The sequence below is a fragment of the Arthrobacter woluwensis genome (assembly GCF_900105345.1).
Lineage (GTDB): Bacteria > Actinomycetota > Actinomycetes > Actinomycetales > Micrococcaceae > Arthrobacter_E > Arthrobacter_E woluwensis.
Genome location: NZ_FNSN01000003.1, coordinates 2,564,930 through 2,586,073, shown reverse-complemented (window position 1 = coordinate 2,586,073; position 21,144 = coordinate 2,564,930). Strand labels below are relative to the sequence as shown.

The 21,144-nt window shown below is 66.0% G+C and carries 19 protein-coding genes and 1 tRNA gene; 13 read left to right on the top strand and 7 right to left on the bottom strand.

The window, feature by feature from the left end:
* Nucleotides 1–133 precede the first annotated feature (133 nt).
* From BLV63_RS12435 to der, 10 genes are all read left to right on the top strand, one after another.
* Nucleotides 134–1,486 (top strand): cation:dicarboxylate symporter family transporter, encoded by a 1,353-nt coding sequence (locus BLV63_RS12435; protein ID WP_066215692.1) that lies wholly within the window; start codon nt 134–136, stop codon nt 1,484–1,486.
* A gap of 129 nt (nt 1,487–1,615) precedes the next feature.
* A complete protein-coding gene (locus BLV63_RS12430; protein WP_066215773.1) occupies nt 1,616–2,506 on the top strand; it encodes a ParA family protein in 891 nt (296 codons plus the stop codon).
* An 8-nt stretch (nt 2,507–2,514) separates the two neighbouring features.
* Entirely contained in the window at nt 2,515–3,528 is a 1,014-nt protein-coding gene (locus tag BLV63_RS12425; RefSeq protein WP_254780556.1) for a segregation and condensation protein A, read from the top strand.
* A complete protein-coding gene (gene scpB / locus BLV63_RS12420; protein WP_066215690.1) occupies nt 3,518–4,087 on the top strand; it encodes an SMC-Scp complex subunit ScpB in 570 nt (189 codons plus the stop codon). Before BLV63_RS12425 ends, scpB begins: the two co-directional genes overlap by 11 nt.
* A gap of 592 nt (nt 4,088–4,679) precedes the next feature.
* Entirely contained in the window at nt 4,680–5,246 is a 567-nt protein-coding gene (locus BLV63_RS18130; protein ID WP_139244690.1) for a putative endonuclease domain-containing protein, read from the top strand.
* A 231-nt stretch (nt 5,247–5,477) separates the two neighbouring features.
* Nucleotides 5,478–6,845: a pseudouridine synthase gene (locus BLV63_RS12410; protein ID WP_066215687.1), complete on the top strand. Its 1,368-nt coding sequence runs from the start codon at nt 5,478–5,480 to the stop codon at nt 6,843–6,845.
* 3 nt (nt 6,846–6,848) lie between these two features.
* Nucleotides 6,849–7,985 carry a prephenate dehydrogenase gene (locus BLV63_RS12405; RefSeq protein ID WP_066215685.1) on the top strand — a complete coding sequence of 379 codons (1,137 nt, stop codon included), beginning with the start codon at nt 6,849–6,851 and terminating at the stop codon, nt 7,983–7,985.
* The gene (cmk, locus tag BLV63_RS12400) at nt 7,982–8,785 is read left to right on the top strand and encodes a (d)CMP kinase (protein WP_082724236.1); all 804 of its coding nucleotides are present in this window, start codon (nt 7,982–7,984) and stop codon (nt 8,783–8,785) included. Before BLV63_RS12405 ends, cmk begins: the two co-directional genes overlap by 4 nt.
* Nucleotides 8,786–8,885: 100 nt before the next feature.
* Nucleotides 8,886–9,551, top strand: a complete 666-nt coding sequence (locus BLV63_RS12395) for a lysophospholipid acyltransferase family protein (protein ID WP_066215769.1) — start codon at nt 8,886–8,888, stop codon at nt 9,549–9,551.
* Nucleotides 9,552–9,560: 9 nt separating this feature from the next.
* Nucleotides 9,561–11,093 carry a ribosome biogenesis GTPase Der gene (der, locus tag BLV63_RS12390; RefSeq protein WP_066215683.1) on the top strand — a complete coding sequence of 511 codons (1,533 nt, stop codon included), beginning with the start codon at nt 9,561–9,563 and terminating at the stop codon, nt 11,091–11,093.
* A gap of 455 nt (nt 11,094–11,548) precedes the next feature.
* Here the strand turns inward: der and BLV63_RS12385 are convergent, their stop codons facing one another.
* From BLV63_RS12385 to BLV63_RS12375, 3 genes are all read right to left on the bottom strand, one after another.
* Nucleotides 11,549–12,379: a hypothetical protein gene (locus BLV63_RS12385; protein ID WP_066215680.1), complete on the bottom strand. Its 831-nt coding sequence runs from the start codon at nt 12,377–12,379 to the stop codon at nt 11,549–11,551.
* Nucleotides 12,380–12,483: 104 nt separating this feature from the next.
* Complete coding sequence (locus BLV63_RS12380; protein WP_255218042.1) at nt 12,484–13,107, bottom strand: DUF6318 family protein; 624 nt, start codon at nt 13,105–13,107, stop codon at nt 12,484–12,486.
* 120 nt (nt 13,108–13,227) lie between these two features.
* Complete coding sequence (locus BLV63_RS12375) at nt 13,228–14,379, bottom strand: hypothetical protein (protein ID WP_082724235.1); 1,152 nt, start codon at nt 14,377–14,379, stop codon at nt 13,228–13,230.
* A gap of 105 nt (nt 14,380–14,484) precedes the next feature.
* Here BLV63_RS12375 and BLV63_RS12370 point away from each other — a divergent pair, with 105 nt between their 5' ends.
* Nucleotides 14,485–15,081, top strand: a complete 597-nt coding sequence (locus BLV63_RS12370) for a TetR/AcrR family transcriptional regulator (RefSeq protein ID WP_066215676.1) — start codon at nt 14,485–14,487, stop codon at nt 15,079–15,081.
* A gap of 348 nt (nt 15,082–15,429) precedes the next feature.
* Here the strand turns inward: BLV63_RS12370 and BLV63_RS12365 are convergent, their stop codons facing one another.
* Nucleotides 15,430–16,203: a hypothetical protein gene (locus BLV63_RS12365; RefSeq protein ID WP_066215673.1), complete on the bottom strand. Its 774-nt coding sequence runs from the start codon at nt 16,201–16,203 to the stop codon at nt 15,430–15,432.
* 282 nt (nt 16,204–16,485) lie between these two features.
* Here BLV63_RS12365 and BLV63_RS12360 point away from each other — a divergent pair.
* Nucleotides 16,486–16,562: transfer RNA gene (locus tag BLV63_RS12360), tRNA-Pro, on the top strand.
* A gap of 560 nt (nt 16,563–17,122) precedes the next feature.
* Nucleotides 17,123–19,126, top strand: a complete 2,004-nt coding sequence (locus tag BLV63_RS12355) for a DUF262 domain-containing protein (protein ID WP_066215671.1) — start codon at nt 17,123–17,125, stop codon at nt 19,124–19,126.
* A 31-nt stretch (nt 19,127–19,157) separates the two neighbouring features.
* Here the strand turns inward: BLV63_RS12355 and BLV63_RS12350 are convergent, their stop codons facing one another.
* The 3 genes from BLV63_RS12350 to BLV63_RS12340 all read right to left on the bottom strand — a co-directional run bounded on the left by BLV63_RS12350 (nt 19,158) and on the right by BLV63_RS12340 (nt 21,139).
* Complete coding sequence (locus BLV63_RS12350) at nt 19,158–19,367, bottom strand: hypothetical protein (protein ID WP_066215669.1); 210 nt, start codon at nt 19,365–19,367, stop codon at nt 19,158–19,160.
* A 303-nt stretch (nt 19,368–19,670) separates the two neighbouring features.
* The gene (locus BLV63_RS12345) at nt 19,671–20,372 is read right to left on the bottom strand and encodes a hypothetical protein (RefSeq protein ID WP_066215667.1); all 702 of its coding nucleotides are present in this window, start codon (nt 20,370–20,372) and stop codon (nt 19,671–19,673) included.
* The gene (locus BLV63_RS12340) at nt 20,372–21,139 is read right to left on the bottom strand and encodes a YfbU family protein (RefSeq protein WP_066215665.1); all 768 of its coding nucleotides are present in this window, start codon (nt 21,137–21,139) and stop codon (nt 20,372–20,374) included. The genes BLV63_RS12345 and BLV63_RS12340 overlap by 1 nt, the downstream gene beginning before the upstream one ends.
* Between the last annotated feature and the right edge of the window lie 5 nt (nt 21,140–21,144).

Sequence of the window (21,144 nt, the reverse complement as noted above, 5' to 3'; positions counted from 1 at the left end):
ATGTCGTGCCTGGTTCCGGTCCGCCCCCGCGACCAATATGACCGCAAGAGTGACCCACGTCACGCCCCCGGCCACCATGGTCCCACGAGGTGCGGTCAGTCAGGCCGCGCGAACGACTCCCAAGGAGCAACGAATGTCCTTGCAGCATCAGGCGCCAATGGCGGCGCCCGCGCGCGGCAAACGTCTTGAATCATCCCACTACCTGTACATCGCCGTCATCGTCGCGGTGGTGCTCGGAGCCGTGGTGGGCATCCTCTTCCCCGAGGTGGGGAAGTCCCTGAAGCCTCTGGGCGACGGGTTCATCAAGCTCATCAAGATGATGATCGCCCCGGTCATCTTCTGCACCATCGTGCTCGGCATCGGCTCGATCGCCAAGGCGGCCACGGTGGGCAAGGTGGGCGGCCTCGCCCTCCTGTACTTCGTGATCATGTCCACGTTCGCCCTGGCCATCGGCCTCGTGGTGGGCAACCTCATCCACCCGGGCGAAGGTCTCAAGCTGACCCCGTACGACCCCAACAAGAAGGCGGCCACGGACAGCACCGTGGACTTCCTGCTCGGGATCATCCCGGGGGACATCCCCGTGCTCCCGACCCTGCTGGTCGCCATCCTGGTGGGCTTCGCCGTCCAGAAGATGGGCACGCAGGGCACCCCGATCCTCAACGCGATCGGCCATGCCCAGAAGCTCGTGTTCCGCATCCTGGTCATGATCATGTGGCTCGCCCCGGTGGGCGCGTTCGGCGCCATCGCCGCCGTCGTCGGGGCGACCGGTGTCAAGGCGATCGTCAGCATGCTGACGCTCATGGTGGCGTTCTACCTGACGTGCATCCTCTTCATCGTCCTGGTGCTGGGCTCGCTCCTGCGGGTGGTGTCCGGTGTCAACATCTTCAGCCTCATGAAGTACCTGGGCCGCGAGTACCTGCTCATCTTCTCCACGTCCTCCTCGGAGGCGGCGCTGCCGCGACTCATCGCCAAGATGGAGCACCTGGGTGTGTCGAAGCCGGTGGTCGGCGTGACCGTTCCCACCGGGTACTCCTTCAACTTGGACGGCACGGCCATCTACCTCACCATGGCCTCCCTGTTCGTGGCCAACGCGATGAACATGCCGCTCAACCTGGGCGAGCAGATCTCCCTCCTGGTCTTCATGATCATCGCGTCCAAGGGCGCCGCGGGCGTCACGGGCGCCGGTCTGGCGACCCTCGCCGCGGGCCTGCAGGCTCACCGTCCGGAGCTGCTGGGCGGCGTGGGCATCATCGTCGGCATCGACCGGTTCATGTCGGAGGCGCGTGCCCTGACGAACTTCACCGGCAACGCGGTGGCCACCGTGCTGATCGGGACGTGGGTCAAGGAGGTCGACACCGTTCAGGTGCGCTCCGTCCTCGCGGGGGAGCGGCCGTTCGACGAGTCCTCGATGCTCGCGGACAGTCACGGACCGGCGGCCGCGGACAGCTCCTCCACGAGCCAGGGAGCAGCCCCGGTCCCGGCCTAACCTTGACCCTCTACTTGAGGGTCAAGGCTCACGGAGGCGACTTTGTCAACATCCCCAGCCAGCGTGTCGTAGCCGCTAGGGTGGAGGTCAGGCAAGAGTCATCGCGATGCAGGAAGAGTGGATCATCACGTGAGCAGCGAACAGGGTACGACCGCGCTGGGTACCACCGAGGAAGATGTCAGGCTCGGCCCCACCGGCCGTCCCTGGCGGGAGTTCCCCACCCCGGCGCCCCTGCAATCGCACGGACCCGCCCGCGTCATCGCCATGGTGAACCAGAAGGGCGGCGTGGGGAAGACCACCTCCACCATCAACCTGGCCGCGGCGCTCGCCGAATACGGGCGCCGTGTCCTGTTGGTGGACTTCGATCCGCAGGGCGCCCTCTCCGCCGGTTTCGGCGCCAATCCGCACGAGCTGGATCTGACGGTCTACAACGTGCTGATGGACCGCAAGGTGGACATCCGGGACGCGATCCACTCCACCGGCGTGGAGGGCGTGGACCTGCTCCCCGCCAACATCGACCTCTCGGCCGCCGAAGTGCAGCTGGTCAACGAGGTGGCCCGCGAGCAGGTCCTCGCCAGCGCCCTGCGCAAGGTCGAGGACGACTACGACGTGGTCCTCATCGACTGCCAGCCGTCCCTCGGTCTTCTCACGGTCAACGCGCTCACCGCGGCGCACGGCGTGATCATCCCGCTGATCTGCGAGTTCTTCGCGCTCCGTGCCGTGGCGTTGCTCGTGGAGACCATCGAGAAGGTGCAGGACCGCCTCAACCCGCGCCTGCAGGTCGACGGCGTGCTCGCCACCATGTACGACGCCCGCACCCTCCACAGCCGTGAGGTCATCACGCGCCTGGTCGAGGCGTTCGGGGACAAGGTCTTCGAAACGGTCATCAAGCGCACCATCAAGTTCGCGGACGCCACGGTGGCCGCCGAACCCATCACGCAGTACGCCAGCAACCACCCGGGCGCCGAGGCGTACCGCCAGCTGGCCAAGGAACTCATCGAGCGCGGTGGTGCTCCGTAAGCAGCGTCATGCCCGCTGACCAGGTGAGCGGAACGATGCACGACGACGACGCCCCGCACCCGCCTGCCGCGCAGAACGGCGGCGGGGCCGCCGTCGTCGTGGTCACCGAAGAGGCCGGCGCCGGCAGCGCGGTGCAGGCCGAGCCGACGCCCGCACCCTCGGAGCCCGACGTGCCCCAGGGTTTCCAGGTCCGTCTGGAGAACTTCTCCGGCCCGTTCGACCTGCTCCTGAGCCTGATCTCCAAGCGCGAGATGGACGTCACCGAGGTGGCCTTCGCGACCGTCACGGACGAGTTCATCGCGTACATCCGGGCGCTCCAGGCGCAGGGCGAGGACTGGGCCCTGGACGAGGCCAGCGAGTTCCTGGTCATCGCCGCCACGCTGCTCGACATCAAAGCCGCCCGGCTCCTGCCCGCCGGCGAGCTCGACCCCGAAGAGGACCTCGCCGCGTTGGAGGCGCGCGACCTGCTCTTCGCACGTTTGCTGCAGTACAAGGCGTTCAAGGAGGTCGCGACGCAGCTGGGCGAGGAGCTCAGCCAGGAGGCGCTGCGCTTCCCGCGGCTCGTCAGCCTCGAACCGCATTTCGCCGCCCTCCTGCCGGAACTCGTCTGGAAGCACGGCCCCGACGACTTCGCCCAGCTCGCCGCCAAGGTCCTTGCGCCTAAGGAGGAGACGATCCCTCAGGTGGGCGTCGACCACCTGCACAGCGCGCCCGTGAGCGTCCGCGAGCAGGCCGAGCTCCTCGCCCTGCGTCTGCAGGCGGAGCATCAGCTGAGCTTCCGGTCGCTCGTGGCGGACGCGCTGAATGCCCAGGTGGTGATCGCGAGATTCCTGGCTCTGCTGGAGCTGTTCCGGGACCGTGCCGTGGCGTTCGAACAGCTCGAGGCCCTGGGGGAGCTGACCGTGCGGTGGACGGCGCATGAGCACGAGGGGGACGGCGCTCCGCTGCTCTCCGGCGGCTCCGATTTCGACGAACCGGCGGGAACTCCGACCGCCGAGGAAGGTGCTCACGATGAGCGATGACGACGGACTGCTGTCCGCGCTGGAGGCGGTCCTCATGGTGGTGGACGAGCCCGTGAGCGCGGTGCAGCTCGCCTCCGCCCTGGAGATCCCCGAGGACGAGGTGGAGTCGGGCCTTCAAGCGCTCCGGGCCGAGTACGACGGCGCGGCGCCCGGAGCCCGTGTGCGCGGCTTCGAACTGCGGAATCTCGCCGGTGGCTGGCGCATCTACTCCCGCCCCGTTCATGCCGAGGCCGTGCAGCGCTTCGTGATGGACGGCCAGACGGCACGGCTGACGCAGGCCGCGCTCGAAACCCTGGCCGTCGTGGCGTACCGGCAACCGGTGTCGCGGGCACGGGTGTCCGCGATCCGTGGCGTCAACGTCGACTCGGTGATGAAGACCCTGGTCCAGCGCGGCCTCGTGGAGGACTGCGGCACCGATCCGGAGTCCGGAGCCATCCAGTACCGCACGACGGCGTACTTCCTCGAGAGACTCGGGGTGAAGGACCTGTCCGAGCTCCCGGCCATCTCGCCGTACCTCCCGGGCCTGGACGAGTCGACGGCGTTCTACCCGGGGGTGTAGGGGCACGTCGCTCTCGGTGACCGGCCTGGTAGCCGACCCTCCCGGCCCCACCCGCCGAAACAGTGAGTTTCCGCTGAAACAGTGTGTTGTGCTCACTGTTTCAGCGGAAACTCACTGTCTCGGCGGTGCCTGACCACACCGTCCCGCGGTCAGGCCATCCACATACGGACACCGGTGGACCACCTAGCCTGGCGCTCGGGGCACCGTGGTCGATATGACGTCACCTCATCTTCGGCTCGATCCCGACGAAGTCCTCTGGACATCCGCCGAACTTGACCTGTTGGGTATCCGGCATGCCCAACGGCGTCGTCTCGTGGAATCCGGATTCTTCGTCCTCATCCAGAGGGGCGCTTATGCCCGGCGGGATCACGCTGTAGGACTTCCACTATCGGATCGCGCCGAGCTACGGCTGCGGGCTCATCAGAAAGTCCATGCGCGACGTCGGGGCCGGGCCTTCGTGTACAGCCACACGTCCGCCGCCCGCATGCACGGTTGTCAGCTGTGGCATGCGGACGAGCATGTCCACGTCACCTGCCGGACGAGGACATCGACGCTCCGGCTTGGTCCATCGACTGTGACCCATCATCTTTCGGTGCTCGCCGACGAAACCTGTTCCTTCGGGGCCGGCGAAGCCACTTCGTTGGAGCGCACCGTCGTCGACTGTTGCCGCATCCTGGATCTTGAGGCCTGCGTCGTCGTCATGGACCAGGCCTTGCGCCTCGGCGCGGATCGTGCGGTGCTGGAGGGATATGTCAAGCGGATGACCGGACACCGGGGTGTGGTGAGCCTGCGCCAGGCCTTGGACTTGGGTGATTCACGGAGCGAGTCCTTGGGGGAGAGCCGGACGAGGTTCCTCTTGTGGTCGGAGAACATCTCGATGCCGGTCTCACAGTTCCCCGTCATGACGGATCGCGGTCTCAGGCGCCTGGACTTCGCCTGGCCGGACTTGAAAGTGGCATTGGAGTTCGATGGCCGGGTGAAGTACTTCGGGAGCGTCCCGACGGCTGAGGCGGTTTTCGGTGAACGAGTCCGAGAGCGTCGGCTCATGGAGATGGGGTGGATCTTCGTCCGACTGGACTGGAAGGACCTCGAAGATCCGGTCGGCGTGAAGCGGCGGATCCATGCGGCCTGGGCGAAGGCCCGGACGCAGGTTGATTGAGCTGCGATGCCGGGCGTGGTCCGCCGAAACAGTGAGTTTCCGCTGAAACAGTGAGCACAACACACTGTTTCAGCGGAAACTCACTGTTTCGGGTAGGTCCGGTAGACTGATACAGGGCTTCGGCCTCCTTTTCGGCATGCCATGAGGCTGCCAGGCGCTCCCTGGGACGCGTCCACTGTGACGAACGGGTCGAGTGCAGCACCACGAAACACCACAATTTAAGGCCAGGTAATGACACAGTCGGGACGACAGGGTTCACACCGAGGCGGGGACGCCCGCAACCAGGGCGGCAGCCGCCGCCAAGCCTCTTCGGGCTTCAGCAAGTACGGACGGGACGCCCAGCAGGGCGGCCGCAACGACGACGGCGGCGCACGCCGCTCGGGCGGCTACGGCCAGGGCGGCAGCTCCAGCGGCGGCCGTGGTCAGGGAGCGGGTCGCTCCTCCTCCGGCGGTTTCGGCCGCGACGACCGTCGCGGGCAGGGCCGTGGCGAGTGGCAGGGCCGCGACGCCCGCCCGAGCCGCGATTCACGCGATGGCCGTTCCGGTGACTTCCGCTCCGGCGGTGACCGCTTCGGCCAGGACCGCGACGCGTTCACCAAGGACGGCGCTCGCAAGCCGAACCGCCCCAATTCCAACAAGCCGGGCTTCAACAAGAACGGCAAGCCCAAGGCGGGCACCGGCCGCGGTGGCGCCGGAACCGTCGGCGGCACCCGGAAGGGCGCGGGCCGCAAGCCTGCCGCCGCACCCGGCCGCCCGGCGTCGAGCGCTGCCTTCGGCTCCGAGCGCTTCGGCGAGTACAAGGGCCCGGTGAAGTCCCCGCGGCGCGCGCCGCGTCGCGACGTCCCGGACCACGAGCTGCACAGCACCGAAGGCGTGCGCCTGCAGAAGCTCATGGCGCAGGCCGGTGTGGCCAGCCGTCGCATCTGTGAAGAGATGATCCTGGAAGGCCGGGTCGAGGTCGACGAGCAGATCGTCACCGAGCTGGGCCTTCGCGTGGACCCGGAGACGGTCGTCATCCACGTGGACGGCATCCGCCTGCAGCTCAACGAGTCCATGGTCTACTACGCGTTCAACAAGCCCAAGGGCGTCGTCTCCACGATGACCGACCCCGAAGGCCGCCGTTGCATCAGCGACTACATCAAGCCGAGCCTTCTCCGGGGCGAGCGCCTCTTCCACGTCGGACGTCTGGACGCCGAGACCGAGGGTCTCCTGCTCCTGACCAACGACGGCGAGCTGGCCAACCGCCTGACTCACCCGTCCTACGAGGTGCCGAAGACCTACCTGGTCCAGGTGCGCGGCCCGTTCCCGCACGGCATCGGCAAGCAGATGCTCGAAGGCATCGAGCTCGAGGACGGCGTGACTCGCGTCGACTCCTTCCGCCTGGTGGACTCCACCCCCGGCAAGGTGCTGATCGAGGTCGTCCTGCACTCGGGCAAGAACCGCATCGTGCGCCGCCTGTTCGACGCCGTCGGCTTCCCCGTCCTGCGCCTGGTGCGCCTCAAGGTCGGTCCCATCGGCCTGGGCGATCAGAAGCAGGGCAGCATCCGCCGCCTCGGCAAGCAGGAGCTCGGCCACCTGATGGCCGCGGTGGGGCTGTAAGGCATGTCCGCCTTCGGCATGCACGGGCCCGGTCAGCTGACCGGCCCCGTCGTCATCCTGGGCACCGGCCTGCTCGGCGCGAGCATCGGCCTGGGGCTGCGGGGGCGGGACGTGGAGGTGTACCTCTCGGATCCGTCGCCCACCAACCAGGCCGTGGCCGTCGACATCGGTGCGGGGCTCCCGCTGTCCGCTCTCGCTGAGCGGGGGCACGACGACGGCGCGGTCCGCCTGGTCGTCGTCGCGTCGCCTCCGGATGTGACCGCCGTCGTCGTGGAGAGCGCGCTGACCACCTACCCGAACGCCGTGGTGGTGGACATCGCGAGCGTGAAGGCCGGGATCCTGGCCGCGCTCACCGAGTCCGCGGCCAGGTCCGCTCTCGACCTGAGCCGGTACGTCGGCACGCACCCCATGGCAGGCCGGGAGAAGTCCGGGCCGGTCGCGGCGCGTGGCGAGCTCTTCACCTCGATGCCGTGGGTGCTGTGCCCCGGGCCGGAGGCGTCCCCTGCCGCGCAGGAGACGGCACGGACCCTCGCCCTGGACCTCGGGGCGATCGTCTACGAGTTCACCCCGGTGGAACACGACGAGGCCGTGGCGCTGGTGTCGCACCTGCCGCAGGTCATGTCGTCGCTGCTGGCCAGCCGCCTCCAGGAGGTCGGCGAGCATTCGCTGTCCCTGGCGGGCAACGGGCTGCGGGACACGACCCGCATCGCGGCGAGCGACCCGAAGCTCTGGGTGCAGATCCTGGGCGCCAACGCGGGGCCCATGGTCGAGATCCTGCACGGTGTGCGCGATGACCTGAACCGGCTCATCAACACCCTGGAGGATCCCGAGGCCCCGGGCGCTCGCCTGGACCTCGCCCAGCTCATGAGCGAGGGCAACGCCGGTCAGGCCCGAATTCCGGGCAAGCACGGCGGCCAGGCCCGCAGCTATGCGTGGCTCACGGTGCTCGTGGATGACCGTCCGGGTCAGATCGCCCATCTGCTCACGGAGATCGGTGAGATCGGCGTGAACCTTGAGGACATGCGTCTCGACCACTCGTCCGGGCAGAATGTGGGCATGGTGGAACTGTCGGTGCTGCCAAGCAGGCACGACGCCCTGGTGGAAGAACTGAGCAAACGCGGCTGGAAGGTGTTGCAATGACCGAGGGAACCCCGAACCCGGGCACGGTGGCTGCCGCCGCCGCGTCCAGTGCTGCGGCTTCCCGCGCCGGCGACACCCACGTGGTGATCCGTCCGGGCAGGTCGCTGCTGGTGGCCATCGACGGACCCAGCGGTTCCGGCAAGTCCAGCGTGAGCAAGGCGGCGGCGCGTGCGCTGCGTCTCGCGTACCTGGACACCGGGGCGATGTACCGTGCGCTGACCTGGCACTGCCTTGATGCCGGTGTCGACCTGGCCAGTGCCGCGGCGGTGGAGAATGCTGCCGAGGCGCTCGCGCTGCAGATCAGCACCAGCCCGGACGAAGAGTACGTGCGGGTGGGCGGCGTGGACGTCACCCAGGCGATCCGTGAACCGCGCATCTCGGAGCACGTGAGTGCCGTGGCGACCACCCTGGGCGCCCGGACCGAGCTGATCCGCCGTCAGCGCGAGCTCATGGAACAGCATCGCAACCGCATGGTCGTGGAAGGGCGGGACATCACCACGGTGGTGGCCCCCCGCGCCGAGGTCCGGCTCCTGCTGACCGCCAGCGAGGAGGCGCGTCTGCGCCGCCGAGGCGTGCAGCTCGGGGGGACGCAGAGCAAGGAACACCTGGCTCAGCAGGTACTGGCCCGTGACGCGAAGGACTCGACCGTGGTGAACTTCACCCGGGCCGCGGACGGCGTGGTCACCCTGGACTCGAGCGATCTGGACTTCAAGCAGACGGTGGACGCGGTGCTGGACATCGTGCACCGCGTGCTGGAACACGGCATGCTGGGCTCGACGCCCGCTGAACAGCGTGACTGACGACGGCGCGGCCCCCGTGGGTGCCGCTCGCGCCACGGTGATCGGCTCGGGTGCGGCCGGCTCGGGTTCCGGGTCGAGTCCGGTCCCGCACCGTGCCACCATGTGGTGGGCACGGCCGGTCGGCTGGTTCCTGGATCATGTGGCGTACCGAACGACGGTGTACGGCCGCGAGAACGTCCCGCGGGACGTTCCGGTGCTGTTCGCCGGGAACCACCTGAGCTATCTGGACGGACCCGTGATGTTCGGCGCCAGCCCGGTGCCGATGCACATCCTGGTCAAGCAGGAGATGTTCACGGGCTTTCTGGGCGGTGTGCTGCGGGGCTCGGGCCAGATCCCGGTGGACCGTTCGCACGGCCGCCAGGCGCTGAACACGGCGAAGTCCCTGCTCGATGCGGGCCGGAATGTCGGCATCTTGCCGGAAGGCACCCGGGGGAGCGGGACGGCGGCGAGCCTCAGCAACGGGGTGGCGTGGCTCGCGCTGCATACGGACGCCGTCGTCGTGCCGGTGGGCATCACCGGGACCCGGCGCGAAGGTGAACATCTGGATCATGTGCCCCGGCCCGGTCGGCGATTCGCCGTGGGCTTCGGGGAACCGCTGCGGCTGAGCCGCCAGGCGGGGGAAAGCGGCCGTGCTTCAATGGACAGAGCGGCCGAGGAGATCAGGCAGGCGCTGGTGAACGAAGTGTCACGCGTCGTGCGGAGAAGTGGACTTCAGCTGCCGGATGGCAGCGTGGAACCGGCCGGGACCCGGCTGGAGAAGGTGTAAAGGGAGAACATGAGCGAGAAGCTGAACGGCCAGGAAGAGGAGTACGTCCCCGCTGGTCCGGACAATGTCGATGAGACGTTCGCCGCCATGGACGAGACCGAGCTGGAGGCCCGGGCCGCGAGCCTGCGGGCCGGCCTGGACGATTATGAGCTTGACGAGGAGGACGCCGCCCTTCTGGCGGAGCACCTTGGTGAGGACTTCGAGCAGGTGGAGCGCAAGCCCGCTCCCGTCCTGGCGATCATCGGGCGCCCGAACGTCGGCAAGTCGACGCTGGTCAACCGCATCCTGGGCCGCCGCGAAGCCGTGGTGGAGGACGTCCCGGGCGTGACCCGCGACCGCGTCATGTACCCGGCGGAGTGGAACGGCAAGCGGTTCACGGTCGTCGACACCGGTGGCTGGGAGCACGACGCCAAGGGCATCCACGCCTCCGTGGCCGCGCAGGCCGAGGTGGCCGTGGAGTTCTCCGATGCCGTGCTGTTCGTGGTGGACTCCACCGTGGGCGCGACCGCGACGGACGAGCTGGTCATGAAGATGCTGCGCAAGGCCAAGAAGCCGGTCATCCTGGTGGCCAACAAGGTGGACGATTTCGTGCAGGAGGCCGAGGCCGCCGTACTGTGGGGCCTCGGTTTCGGCGAGCCCTACCCGGTGTCCGGTCTGCACGGCCGCGGTGTGGCCGATCTGCTGGATCACGCCATGAAGATTCTGCCGGAGTTCTCCGCCGTGGATTCGGTCGAGCGCACGGGTGGCCCGCGCCGCGTCGCGCTGATCGGCCGCCCGAACGTCGGCAAGTCCTCCCTGCTGAACAAGCTGGCGGGCTCCGAGCGTGTGGTGGTCGACAACCTCGCCGGCACGACGCGCGACCCGGTCGATGAGTACATCGAGCTGGGCGGCGAGACCTGGAAGTTCGTGGACACCGCTGGTATCCGCCGTCGCCAGCACATGGCGCATGGCTCGGATTACTACGCCTCGCTCCGCACGCAGGCGGCGCTGGAGAAGGCCGAGGTGGCCGTGGTGCTGCTCGCCGTGGACGAGGTCCTGAGCGAGCAGGATGTCCGCATCCTGCAGCTGGCGATCGAGTCCGGCCGCGCCATGGTGCTGGCCTTCAACAAGTGGGACCTGCTGGACGAGGACCGCCGCCGGTACCTGGAGCGCGAGATCGACCAGGACCTGGCGCACGTCGAGTGGGCGCCGCGCGTCAACATCTCCGCGAAGACCGGCTGGCACAAGGACAAGCTCGTGCCCGCGCTCGAGCTGGCCCTCGACAACTGGGATCGCCGCATCCCGACCGGCAAGCTGAACGCGTTCCTCGGCGAGCTCGTGGCCGCCCACCCGCACCCGGTGCGTGGTGGCAAGCAGCCGCGCATCCTCTTCGCGACGCAGGCCAGCAGCCGCCCGCCGAAGTTCGTGCTGTTCACCACCGGGTTCCTCGATCCCGGATACCGCCGCTTCATCACGCGCCGTCTGCGCGAGACCTTCGACTTCCGGGGCACCCCGATCGAGGTCTCGATGCGAGTCCGCGAGAAGCGCGGGCGCAACCGGTAGGTTGTCGTGGTGGTCGGGCGCTGACGGGCGTGCTGGTGCGCGGCGGCCGGCGACCGGCGGCTGAGTGACGACGCTTGACGTACGACGACGACGGCGGGTCTCCCTGAGGGGGAGGCCCGCCGTTGGCGTTTGCTGGGGGGTGATCTTTTCCGGGCCGCATTGGTGCCCGAGTTTCTTCTCGGTGTGGTTATTGCCGCACCGAAACGACATTCGGGCACCGACTTCCCGTGCTACCCCGTGGGCCCTGCGCTCTTCCTTACGGACTACGCCCTTTTTGGTGGCCTGCGCTCATCCTGGTGTAGTGCGCCGTTCCTGGTGGGTGGCGCTCTTCCTGGTGTGTTGCGCCGTTCTTGATGGGGTGCGCCTCAATGGGGGAGCGGAATGCCAGGAAGGGCGCGGTTCTGTGGGGCCGGGTCACGCCGACCCGCTTCGGCCAACTCCGTCCCGATGGTGGCTCAGCAGCCCGCACCGTGGGGGTTCTGGTTGCAGTCGTCGGCGTACCAGTCGACCTTGGAACGCCAGACGGACAGCCGCACTCCTGGCGACGTGACCGTGGCTTCGCCAGGGATCGGCATGGTAGGATCACCGTTGATGCTGTACGTCCCGTGGAACCGGGTGGTCACGCTGGCGACGAACTCGCCGGTGCGCTGGTACGCGTGGGACGTCCTGGTCTCGGTGCCCCATTGCGCGTTGGGCAGGGACGACCCTTCGAGTTCAGTCGGGCCGAGCGTGGTCCCGTCGCCATAGTCGTACGTTGAGGAGACAGGGTAGACCGTCAGGGTGATGCTCTGACCCAGGAGGGTCAATGGGAACGTCTGCTTCGTCGGGTGTGAGTAGAAGTTGGTGTTGAAGCCGATCAAGGTGTGCGGCTGTGGCTGGACTCCGAACTCGGCCGCGGTGATCTTGCGCGACTGGAATTCCCGAGCCATCAAGCCCGGAATGTTGAGCAGCGCCTGAGCCTCCCGGGGGTTGTAGACGCAGGTCGGCGAACCGTCGTTGGTCCACTGCGACCACTCCGGATCCGACAGCCCGATCGGCGCATAGCGGTACTGCGCCAAATACCCGGCCTCTTTGTGGTCGGCACCGGCCGGGCACTTCTGGGCATTGCGGTTCGATCCGAGGCACTTGGTGTCCTGGCTGCCGGACTTGTCGATCTGGCAGGGGAGCGTGAGGAGCCACTGGTACTTGGGGGCATCGGGTGAGGTGTGGACGGAGGCAAGGTCGCCCGTTTTCGAGTCAGTGCCGCTCGTGGATGTTGCATTGGCCTTTTCATCGTGAAGGTTCACTAGTGGCGGCGGGGGCTCAGCGGCAAGTGCAGCTACTGACGGGCACCAGATCGCAATGCAGAGGAATATTGCACCTAGAAAGGGCATTCCGAATCTGTTGGTCATCAGGGCGCCCAGAACTTCGCATCAGTTATCAGCCATCCCCGCTTGGAGTAGTCCAGGACGAATGCCAAGGCCATGACCTCACTTGGACGACTTGCCGTGATCTTGCCGTTCTTGTTGTGCACCTTGATGGCATCTTGATCGATCTGTGCCACCAACGTCACCCGGCTGGGGTATGGCGTGGCCTTAATCTCGAAATCCGGAACTCTTAGTTTCCCGCCTTCAGTCCACGCCGCGTTGCTCCACTGCGCTTTGATGTTCGTCGGCTGCGAATGGCAAAGTCGGCACTCCGGTGCGCCCAAGGTGTCGAGCGTCGTCACGTCCCCTGTCTCGTACGCATACGACAGCATCGCGACCCAGTACCCCACGAACGCCTTCGCCCCTTCGGCCGTCTCCTTCTTCGCAGCCTCCGGCATCACGGGCACGGGGACATTCAGAGCCTTGCTGGTCGCGGTCGCCGGCTTGTAGACGGGCTTGGCTACAGCGGACGGCGACGGTGACGCAGTGGCTGAGGCCGGCGTCGTGGATGGGGGAGAAGGGCTTGGTCCAGCGGGACCGGTGCCGCAGGCGACCAAGCCCACGCACGACAGCAGGACGAGCACACACCAGGACACGGCGCGCTTCATGGATGACCCCCAGTTGGCCGGCAGCAGAGACAGACGCCACTCTACGGCAAATGACCAACAAATGACAGAAGTTATCCACAGTGCTGGGTGGGCGGCGCGTCGCCCGCCCAGCAGGATCGATCAGATCTCCGCCACCGCTGACTGATCGCGGAAGTGACCGGTCGCGATCAGGAGCACTCCAAGAACCGCCCACCCGGCCAGAACGAGCCAGGGGAAAGCGGTCGCCGCGTCGGGGAAGTAGGAGAGGTCGCGGAGGAGCGTGCCGGAGGCGCCGGGCACGAACCACTGGCCGATGTCGCCCCATGGCGCCGGCAAGAATTCCTTGGGCTGGGTCAGCGAGGACAGGGGGTTGCCGATGAACATCGTGAGCACCGCCCCCACGGCGATGCCCGCGCGCCCGATCAGAGCCGACACGCCGGTGATGATTGCCGCCGTCGCCGCGACGCCGAGCCCGATCGCCGCGGCGTTGGCCCAGTATTCACCCTGGAGGGTGTGGAACCAGCCCTGCAGAATGCCGGCGAGGCCGAGGCCGCCCAGGACTCCGTAGCTCACGACTGCCGCGAGGCGACGCCATGCGCCGGACACCAGGAGTGAGATCAGGATGCCGCCGACCATGCCGCCCATCGCGAGCGGCAGACCTGCGACGGCCAGGCCGGTGCCGCGGGAGTCGTCGGCCGACAGCGGCACGACGTCGGTGACCACCACGGTGGGGACGGTCGCGTGCTGTTGCGGGGCCGGCGTCGTCGTTCCGGCGGCGGGCGGCGTGGACTTGCCCTGGGCGGCGGCAGCGAGGCCCGCCTGGAGCTGCTGGACCGCGGAGATGAGTCCAGTGATCGCCTGCTGGTCGATCTGGCGTTGGATTCCCGCGCCGAGCTGCGTCAGCGCGGAGCTCGCGACGGGGCTTGCCGCACTCGCGACCAGGATCTCGGGCGCACCGGCTCCGGCGGTGGCGGGCAGTACGACGGCGCCGTAGACGTCGCGCTTCTTGATCTGCGCCAGGGCGTCGTCGCGGCTGGTGGCGGTGCGGATGTCGAGCATGCCCTCCGGCGCTTTCGCGGTCAGCTGCTGGACCTGCTCGGCGCTCCCGACGACCGCGATCGGCAGGTGCTGCGCCTTCGCCGTGACGCTGGGCCAGGCGAAGGCGAGGAGGATGACGCAGACTGCGACGGCAGCGAGGGCCGCCGCGCGGAGGGCGTGCGGCCAGGGGGTGTGCGGGGCGTGGGTGGCTGGGCTGGTGTCCCGGTGGGCGGGCGTGGACTGGGGAGTGCTCATGGTGACTTCCTTCAACAAAAAGAATATTCGTTCTCTATTGTCCTCGCGGAGGCTAGACTGTCAAGAACGATCATTCGTTTTCGGTCGATCGATGGAGGAGTGGGCATGCCGAAGGTCAGCGACGAGCACCGTGAGAAGCAGCGGCAGCGGATTTTGGAGGCCGCGCTGACGTGCGTGGCACGGAAGGGGTTCGCGTCGACGTCGATGTCGGACATCATCGCGGAGGCGGGGCTGTCCGCCGGCGCCATGTACGTGTATTACCGCAGCAAGGAGCAGCTGACGATCGACGTCGGACGAAAGGTGCTCGGCGAGCGGGTCGCCATGCTGGAGGAGTACCTGGGGCGCGACCAGGTGCCCGCGCCGGCGGAGGTCATTCCGGCGTTCCTCGAACAGATGCCCGACGACGGCTTCTTCCCTGGTGTTGCCGTGCAGGTCTGGGGCGAGGCGATCCACTCACCAGCGCTGGCCGAGACGGCGGAGAAGCTCATCGGCGAGATCGGCGGTCACTTCGCCGACTACTTCGCCGCCTGGTTCCGCCAGTCACGAGGTCTGGGGGAGCGTGAGGCCCAGGCCGAGGGCCGTCGCGTGGCGCCCGCCGTGCTCGGCATGGTGCAGGGCTACATGGTGCAGAGCGTCTTCCTCGACGACGGCGCGCGGGCGCGGTACCGCGAGGCTGTGGCGGTGGTCGTTGGTGGGTTGTGAGGGGGAGCGGCCCCGGTTATTTCAGCCAGGCCTCAAATTTGATCCCGTTGTAGTTTTTCTTGTTCTGGCAGATGACGTTAGCTTGTCCTTCTTGGTGTTCGACGTAGCAGGCGTAGAAGCACAAGTAGTCTGCAGTAGCCAACCCGCTCGTTGGGGCCAAGCGGAGTCTCGCTCAAAGTGAGGGCGGATGCGGTCTGACGGGTTCCGGCACTTTTCGTGGGACGCGGTCGGCGTCGGCCAGGGCGCCTCGCGGTGCGACCCCTGGCTCTCGCCGACCGGCATCTTTCATCTCATGCAGGAGACATCGAAATCGAGCTCTTTCATCCGCGCTCGATGCTCGTCGCGTCGCTATCCGTTCGGGTACGCCTCAGCGATCATCTTGCCGCGGTGAACGGCCATCTGGGCGTACATGTCGTGCAGGAGGTAGAGGTCGCGGCGCCGAGTCCACGGCTGGCCCGACTGGAGATCGTAGGTGCCGGGCATGTCGAATCCGGCGGGGGCGAAGGCGGTCATGCCGCGGTCGCGAGTGGTCTGGACGCAGCGCTTGACGTGGTCGCGGAAGCCGACGACGCCGGCCGTGCCGCCAGTGCCGCGCTGGGCGACCACCTGTGCGGCGACCCCGTCGGTGCTGAGGTACGTGATGGTGCCGTCCGGCGCGATGACCGGTTCGATCGAGATGACCTGCGTCATCGAGTATTTGGACTTGAGGAAGCGGGCGATCTCCCACTGCGCGAAAACGGGGACGGTCTTCTGTTTGCGGACAGCGACGATGGTGTCCGCAAGGGCCTCGTTGACGGGGCCGGGCTCGTAGAGGCCCTTGGCGGGGTCACCGCCGCCGGCCGGTGCACGGTTGCCGAAGGCATAGGCCACGAAGTAGTCGATGTTCGCCACCGCAGTTACGGGCGGGCGCCAGTTGAACCCGATGTCCTGAAGGTGAGGCTCGACGACCCGCGCAGTTGCAGGGTCGTCCAGCTCGCGGTCCAGCGCGTCCAGCATGAGGCACGTCAGCTTCTTGGCCTGCGCGTCGGTGGAGTCGGCGAAGGCGGGCTCGGCGGTCAGGAGGGGGAAGGAGGCTGCCGCGGTGGTGGCAGGGGCAGCGGTGAAGAAACGACGGCGATCCATGGGGGGTCCTTGCTGTGTGGTGTGGCGCGTGCCCTGGGGAGTGGGCGCACAGTGAGTCTGGCGCGGCCGGATGAATGGGTGGTGACGGGAGGGTTGCGCCGGCGGATTCGGACGCCGTGGCGGGCGCGGTTGGAGATGCGGTGACGGGTTGCAGGATCGCCGCCCGGCGCCGCGACACGAGGGGCCTCCAGGGTGGCGAGGATTTCGCATCTGGGCCGGTTTTCGTATAGGGTAGAACCCGTTGCTTGAACGGCCGCGAACAGCGATAACGGTCAGGCAAGGCGGGCTGTAGCGCAGCTTGGTAGCGCACTTGACTGGGGGTCAAGGGGTCGCAGGTTCAAATCCTGTCAGCCCGACCAAATTCCGTGAAAAACCCCGGAAGATCAACGATTTTACGGGGTTTTTGCATGCTTGGGGTTGGGGCTGGAGCAGTGCGTGTGCACGCAAGAGTGCACGCAAGGCCTTCTCCGAAGAGCTCGACACGCCCGAAGCTCGCGATGCCGACTTCGACAGCTGGTGCCGAGAAACGCGCTCCATAGCGCTTGTTCGCATCTTCAGCTCCTTTCGCGACGGGCTCTCGAAGCCGCCTCAACGCGCCGGGCCCGCAGGTTCAATTGGCCTTAGCCGCTGAGCTCCGCGATGTCGTCCATGAGCGCGACACGGTCCAACCCCGACCAGGCCGGTGGGTCTTGTCTCGAGTCGAATCTCTGTCACCGACCTTCGAGAGCGACGTGCAGCGCTACGCGCGGGTCGACCAATGGGTCGACACGTCCAATATCCCCAAGTCAACCTCGGCTTCAATGTCTGATCCCTTCGATAGCATGGCAAGGTGACGAAGCGCCCCGCTGCTGGTGGTGCACGTTGACCGCGCGAATTTTCCGGAGCATTGATGCCCCGGATCACGAAGAGGAACTCCTGTATGAAGGCAAGCCCGATGTATTTGCTCGACTCGTTGTCGAACAATGACGTGACGTTCTTCATCCCGCCATACCAGCGAAACTACGAGTGGTCGAGCGATAACTGCAAAGTCCTGCTCGCAGATGTCGAGAAGGTTGCAGACTCCAATTTGGAGAACGTGCGAACGGAGCATTTCTTCGGCAGTATCGTCTACGTAGTCGAGGACTCAGGCTTCGGCATCCCCGACAAGTTTGTTCTTACTGACGGCCAGCAGCGAATTACCACAACCATGCTCCTGTTGATGGCCCTGCGTGACAGCATTCAGGATGAGAACTATCAGGCAGAGATCCAACGCCGATACCTTCAGAATGATCGAGCAGACGCTGACGTCGAGTACAAGATCAAGCTCAAGCAGGTCGAGACCGACTGGGAAGCCTACAAACGCCTTGTGCTTCGAACCGAGGTTGATGCAAGTTACAAGAACTCCGCGGTGCACCAGAACTACCAGTTCTTCCGCAAAGCGCTCGAGTCGATGAGTGACGAGCGCAAGAAGAACCTTCTGGTCAAGGGCTTGTCCAAGTTCAGCATCATTTCAATCCAACTCGAACCAGAGCGTAATCCGTGGGAGAACCCCCAAGAGATTTTCGAGTCAATGAACTCGCTCGGCAAGCCGCTTTCTCTGGCAGACCTGGTTCGCAATTATCTGCTCATGGGAAAGAGCAGCCAGCAGCAGACGGACCTCTACAACGGATACTGGCTTTCTCTCGAGAAGCGACTGCCTGGCCAGCTCTCCGAGTTTATTCGCGACTGGATGCAGGCTGACCAGCACAGGAGCTTCAAAGTCGCCAGGGAAAGCAACTACAAGGAGTTGTATAGCGCCTTCAAGGAGGTTGTGCGCGGGCGGAGTGTTGAGACGCTCTTCGAAAGTTTCGTTCGATATTCCCACCCGTATGCGATTACCTGCGGCCTCGAGCAGACCGGTATCCACCGCATTGACCAAACCATCGAGGATCTCAACGTCATCGGCGTCAACCCTGCGTATTCATACCTGACTGAAGTCCTGGCGGCGTGGGAAGACAAGTTGTTGAGTGACGGCGATGTGGTCGGCGTGCTCACTGGGTTCCGCACTTACCTTTTGCGTCGCCGAGTGCTTGGCATGACTCAGGCTGAGAACAAGTTCTACCCCGTTCTGGGATCAAGACTTGGCGAGCTCTATGACTCGGAGGACATCTCCGACACTTTGTTCAGCCAACTTTCCTCACAGGAGTATGCGCTCCGCGTTCCCAACGACGACGAGATGGGCGCGCGACTGCGGAGCATGAACTTCTACAACCTTGGGCGGTCGAGGAACTACCCTCGCCTGCTTCTTTCGATGGCAGAGGAGTCGCTCACCAAATCTCGTCCCCAGTGGGACGACACGCACTTGCAACTTGAGCACATCATGCCGCAGAAGCTCAGCGCGGATTGGGTGCAAGTTCTCGGCGACGATGCTGAAGAGGTGCACCAAGATCTAGTGAACAATATCGGCAACATTACGCTTATCCGCCACAACCAGGAGCTTGGCAACAAGGGGTTCGCAGAGAAGAAGAAGACGTACGAAGGTCAGTCCGGCCTGCAGGTCACACAGAATCGCGTGCTTGACAGGGAGGTTTGGGACGGGGCAGCTATCAAGCGGCGACGAGACTATCTGCTTCACATCTTGCTGCAACAGATTCTCGAGGTGCCAGCTCGCTTCAAGCGAGCAAGCAACTGGAGTCAAAACGAGCGCGCCTCCGCCCAGTTCGATTCTCGCGAGACCCTGAATCAACTTATCGGCGAGACCATCGAGTTCATCTCGAACCCGATGCTCACCGCTCATGTCGTAAGTGATTCCAAGGTGTCATTCGAGGGTGCTGAGTGGTCGCTTGGTCCTCTTACTAAGATTCTGAAAGAACGAAGCGGGGCGAAGGTCAGTCAGTCCAGCGACTTCCATGGTGCGTCGAATTGGAGTTGGGGCGGAACGCGTCTTGTCGACCTAGACATCTAACGCTCCGGTAGCTACTCGTTGATTGGACCATTCATCGTAGGTCCTCGAACGGGTCGATGAGCGACTGGGGCCCGTGCTCCGGGCATACGAACGCGACCCTGGCCTTGTGCTCGTTAGAGCCGAACTCTACGCCTGGCTCGCAGTCCCCGCCGCAGGCGGCGCACGTCCTGTAGCCGTCGTCGACCGGCACGCGCAAGGGGACCCCGTCTACGTCGCCGACCTCCTCGTGCTCCGTGCCCATGACTCTGACCGTCGCGCTCTAGCACGGCCACGAGCGCCGTCTCCGTTCGCCAGACGTCTCTGAGGCCCGTCCTCAGCTCGACCCTCTTCCCGAGCTCCACTGGCAGCCGCCGCTTGTCATCGCCACCCACAGCTGGCTCAGCGTCGACGAACCCGACCCAGAAGAGCCGCTGCCACGCGCCGTCCGGCTCCACCCGCCAGCGGTCGCGAATGCTTCCGCCGTTGGCTCTGAACTCGCGGTCGACGACCACCCGCTCGCGGCCGTCTTCAGCTCCCAGACGTGCCCGCCACGGAGCTCGATGACCTAGGTCATTGCTGACGCACTACGTGCGAGGTTTTGCTCCACGGCTTTCGCGTATTTGAGCAGCTTCCTCACGGCAGAGTTCTCCTCGCCCGGTCTCGGGCCGATGAAACCGAGATCGTGTGACGTCCTCCCTTCGGCCGTGTCGAGGACGGCAGCGCTCACCCGGCGAAGCCACTGGGAGCCCGCGCGCAGTTCCCGGATGCGGGCCTGCGTGATCAGGTAAGTTTTACCTTCCTTCGCGATCATGAACGCAGGAGCGCTTCCTCCCTCGGTCAATTCCCGGCACGGTCGCCAGGCCGACCCATGCGCCAGGAAGTTGCGGGCTTCTTGGACCGCCCGGAAGACCGTGTGGAAGTAGTCGGCGTTGATGACGCCTACCTCGAGCTCCTTGATGAGCCAGGCACCGACGCGTCGAAGGCTCTCGTCCGTGAAGCGATCCTGTTTGGTCGGTCGACAATTCCCGGGCAGGTCGTCCGCACCGTGCGCACGCGCGGCCCGTTCGAGCAGCGACTGGGCGCGTGCGAAATCGGCGATCAGTCGAAGAGCCGTCCGTTCCAGGTCACCGTAGGCGGGATCTTGGTCGAACTCGGCTTCGATCACATCGTGGAGCTGTCCGCCCAGGTCCCATCCGCGAGTGTATTCGTGGGTCGCCCACTCAACGTGCATGTTCGTCACATCGACGCCGCCGTCCTCTTCCACCATCAGGCCTTCAGGCGGTTCGAGGGGTGCACGCTGGCCGCGGCGATCTGCTCCAGCTCGTCCATACTGAGCAGATAGTCGTAGCGGCTGTGCCCGCGCTCCCGGCCGTCCATGACGCGGCGGTACTCGGCGAGCATGCGCATGTAGGTGTCCAGCATGCGGTGGTGCGAGTTGCCCCGGTCGTTGCGCTCGATCTGCGGGCGCAGCTCCGACCAACGGTCCTCGTCGCGCATCTGAAACTTGACGTAGCTGGCCATGTGGCCCTCCAGCGCGTCGTTGTGGTCGAAGCCTATGAACTCGAGGCGGAACGCCAGCTTCTCGTCGACCGGCGTCCCGTCCTCCTCCAGGTGGCGGATGCTGAAGGTGATGATGCGGAACATCTGCAGGATGTCCGACACCCGCGCGCAGTCCCGCTTGGAGAGCTCGGTCTGGAAGCCGGCCGTCTCGTACCAGTATTCGCCGGTGTAGCCGGCCTCGAGGATCTCGGCCCGCATCAGCTGGTACTCCTCGTCGCCGTCGACGTCGGCCGCGTCTTCGGGTAACACGCGTCCGAGGATCCGGTGCAGCAGGGAGAGCACCTGCCGGTCGACGATCCGCAGCGACTCCGGGGCGGGCTCGTCGCCGTGCTTGGCCTCGCGCTCGTACACGGGGACCACTGCCTCCATGAGCAGGTCTCTGACGTACTCGCTGAGTGTGACTCCTGCATCGTCGGACATTTCCTTGAGCTGGTCGCGGACCCGGTCGTCCACGCGGATATTCAGAACAGCCATACTGT